This window comes from Chamaesiphon sp. OTE_75_metabat_556 (assembly GCF_031378165.1).
Classification (GTDB): Bacteria; Cyanobacteriota; Cyanobacteriia; order Cyanobacteriales; family Chamaesiphonaceae; genus Chamaesiphon.
The window spans coordinates 1-3764 of record NZ_JANNDR010000454.1 but is presented as its reverse complement, the minus strand read 5'-3'; the positions used below and the strand labels follow the sequence as shown (position 1 = coordinate 3764).

Annotated in this window: 3 protein-coding genes; 1 reads left to right on the top strand and 2 read right to left on the bottom strand. The window is 47.8% G+C overall.

What is annotated here, in order from left to right:
* Positions 1 to 199 precede the first annotated feature (199 nt).
* Positions 200 to 388 carry a hypothetical protein gene (locus RMO27_RS18380; protein WP_309735195.1) on the bottom strand — a complete coding sequence of 63 codons (189 nt, stop codon included), beginning with the start codon at positions 386 to 388 and terminating at the stop codon, positions 200 to 202.
* 103 nt (positions 389 to 491) lie between these two features.
* Between RMO27_RS18380 and RMO27_RS18375 the strand changes: the two genes are divergently transcribed.
* On the top strand, positions 492 to 3158 hold the full coding sequence (locus RMO27_RS18375) for a DEAD/DEAH box helicase (protein WP_309735193.1): 2667 nt from the start codon (positions 492 to 494) through the stop codon (positions 3156 to 3158).
* Between the two features lie 11 nt (positions 3159 to 3169).
* Here RMO27_RS18375 and RMO27_RS18370 read toward each other — a convergent pair.
* On the bottom strand, positions 3170 to 3764 hold a 595-nt coding region (locus tag RMO27_RS18370; RefSeq protein WP_309735191.1), incomplete at its 5' end, for a hypothetical protein.

Below are 3764 nucleotides of genomic sequence, written 5' to 3'. Positions count from 1 at the left end.
GATTAGAAATTGTGACGATCGTTGGTGGTGGTTAGGATCTGTGTTTAGCTTATTAAATTAACGGATTTAGATCGATCTAACTGAAACCGACCGATCGATTGAAGTTAATTTGCATTGAAAACTTAGCATCGCAAATTCAGTTATTACCACTAATAGTTGGATTTGTTAGATCGGCAAAAATTAGTTGGCAATCGATCGATTAGAGATAAATATTTCCTCCATACAAGCTGAACTGTTCGATATTGAGGATATCCAAGGTCATCGCTGGGATGAGTCGATCGACATGCGCTAAATTAGTGGCTAAATTCGATCTGGCATGAGTGTTAAAACCTGCTGGGGAGACAGGTTGTTGTGAACCTAAATTGAGATCTGCATCACTCCCTGCCACTAGCGATCGCGCCCGACCGTAATTTCCGAATATACTAGAGAGTATCGAGACTTAGCTACCGCCACAATCTAACCTCGCGCCACTGTCTGTGAAGTTAAACGCTATGACCACCTCCGCTATTACTACCGACCAACTATCCGAGATCTTCCCATTTCCACTCGATAAGTTTCAACTTCAGGCGGTAGATGCACTTAATGCCGGAAAGTCCGTGGTCGTCTGTGCGCCGACGGGTTCAGGCAAAACACTAATTGGCGAATATGCCATCCATCGCGCCCTGCGACAGGGACGCCGAGTATTTTACACTACCCCACTCAAAGCCCTATCAAATCAAAAATATCGCGATTTCAAAGCTGAATTTGGAGAAGAAAATGTCGGCTTGTTGACTGGGGATATCTCGATCGATCGGGATGCGCCGATTGTCGTGATGACGACCGAAATCTTTCGGAATATGCTCTACGGTACCCGCATCGGCGAAGTCGGCACCTCAATGATCGGTGTCGAAGCTGTGGTGCTCGACGAATGCCACTACATGAATGACAAACAGCGCGGCACCGTTTGGGAAGAGTCGATTATTTATTGTCCGCCCCACATTCAGCTAGTTGCCCTCTCCGCCACCGTCGCCAATAGCAAACAATTAACCGAATGGATTAGTGCCGTTCATGGTGGCACCGAACTAATTTATTCCGATTTTCGCCCCGTCCCTTTGGAGTTTCACTTTGTCAACCCCAAAGGGATTTTGCCATTACTCGACCCCAATACCGCCAAGCTCAATCCCAAGCTCAAATCCCATCGTCCCACTGGCAGCCGCAAATCGGAAGATGTCCCTAGTATCGGTTTTGTCGTCAGCAAACTCGCCGAGCGAGAAATGCTCCCTGCCATCTACTTCATCTTCAGTCGGCGGGGCTGTGATAAAGCGGTGGCGGAGATGTCCACCATGCAACTAGTTAGCAAAGCTGAATCCGCGCTGTTAAAAGCCAGAATCGATGAATTCCTAGAAAAAAATCCCGAAGCCGCCCGCGCCGGACAAGTAGAACCACTATACAAAGGTGTTGCTGCTCACCATGCTGGCATCCTCCCCGCCTGGAAATCCCTAGTCGAAGAGCTATTTGGCATGGGCTTGATCAAAGTCGTCTTCGCCACCGAAACCCTGGCAGCGGGAATCAATATGCCCGCTCGGACGACAGTTATTTCTAGTCTCTCCAAGCGCACAGATCAAGGACATCGCCTCCTCACGGCTTCGGAATTTCTGCAAATGGCCGGACGTGCCGGACGACGGGGTAAGGACGTGGTGGGCTACGTAGTCGCCACTCAGACGAGATTTGAAGGCGCGAAAGAAGCGAGTGACTTCGCCACTTCGTCACCAGACCCGCTGGTGAGTCAATTTACGCCAACTTATGGAATGGTCTTGAACCTGCTCCAAACCCATACTCTAGAGGAAGCGAGAGAGCTAGTCGAACGCAGTTTCGGCCACTTTACCAAAACCCTCCATTTGTTGCCCCAGCAGCAGAGTATTGTTGATATCAAGCAGGAATTAACGACTCTTCAACAGAGCATGAGTAAGATCGATGGGAACGTTCTCGCCGAATACGAAACCGCTCACTCGCAACTCAAGCTCGACCAAAATCAGCTCAAGAATCTCCAACTCTATACCGAGCAAGTCCAATCGGGACAAGTTAGCAAACAATTACCCGCAGCCCTCTCCGGCACGATCCTCAGTCTCAAAGGCAAGCACGTCCCCGTCGCGACCCCATTACCCGCCGTCCTCGTCAGCAAAATTGCCGGATCTGGCTACAAACCCGCACTCGTGTGTTTGGGACAGGATAACAAATGGTACGTCGTCAATCATCAAGATGTCGTCGCCGTCCACAAGCATTGGTCTGAATATGGCGGTAAACAGCGCGTCCCCCAAGTAGTCTCCCTGCTGCCACCTGCGGATATGCCCTTGCGACCTGGACAAGTCCGCAAAGGCATGAGCCTCACCGCCGAAATCGCCCAGAGCATCCCCGCTGTCGAGCCACCAGCCACCGCCGAATTGACAGCCCAAGTCAAAATCGTCGCCGACCTGAAAACCAAGCTCGAAAATCATCCCGTCTGGGAATGGGGCAATCCCGCCACTTTGCTCAAACGCTATCGCCGTCAAGCAGTCTTAGAACAAGAAATTACAGATCTCCAAACTACACTGCAAACGCAACTCGATCGACATTGGCAAGAATTTCTCAATCTGATCGAAGTATTGCGTCAAGTCAATGGTTTGCAAGGTGTCCTCCCCACCCGCATCGGTGAAGCCGCCGCCGCCATTCGCGGGGATAACGAGCTATGGATTGCTCTCGCGCTGATGTCTGGCTATCTCGATGGTTTAGATCCCCACCATTTAGCCGCCGTCATCTGTGCGCTCGTATCAGAAACTCCACGCTCCGACAGTTGGACGAATTACGATCCGGCGGATGAGGTCGTCATGACTCTCAGTGCCCTACGCGGCACCCGCCGCCAACTCTTCCAAATCCAACGCCGCTATCAGGTAGCTCTCCCCGTTTGGATGGAATATGAGCTAGTCGGCATCGTCGAAAATTGGGCGTTGGAAGTATCCTGGACGGAGTTGTGTAGCAATACCAATCTCGATGAGGGCGATATCGTGCGGATGTTACGCCGGACGGTGGATCTGTTGTCGCAGATTCCCTATGTGCCTCATGCTAGTGATGCTTTACAAGCCAATGCGAGACGGGCAATCCAGTTGATAGATAGATTCCCAATTAACGAATCGATCGCTTAATTCTAGATTGTTTAAGCTGGTTCTAAAGCCGATTTAGCCCATAAATCATCATACCAATCTGAAATACTTTTTGCTAATTCAGGATTATCTTTAATCTTAATTACCTTTTCAAACCCTTGTCCCGTTGAAGATGGAAAACCTATTGCTACAAAATTATTGTCCGCAACTAAGACATTCATACCTGTTACTCCGTTAATCCATCTAAAATCCACTTGAGATTCAGTTCCATCTTTCTTATACTGAGCCTTTCTCATTTCTATAGACTCAACGAGGATTTTTTTATTTTTCTCATCATATCCATAAATACATTGATATCTAAAATTGTCATTACTATGCATTGAAACTATCAATCTATCTCGGAGTGTTGTGATATAGTTAGATCTAAGCATTGTTGATTGCGGCATCCTTGCAAAAATAGCAACCCTCACTCTGTTTTTCGCATTTGCAATTAAGTCAATTCCCAATCTGTTGATTTCTTTGTTGTCTTTAAGAAAGCTTATCTCTGCTTGATTTGCTGATAGCTTTTTATTTATTGCTTGGGATAATTTGTAATTTTCGTTTAAAGCTAATGAGTTTTCAAATACTTGTGAAACTGTAACTAATAAA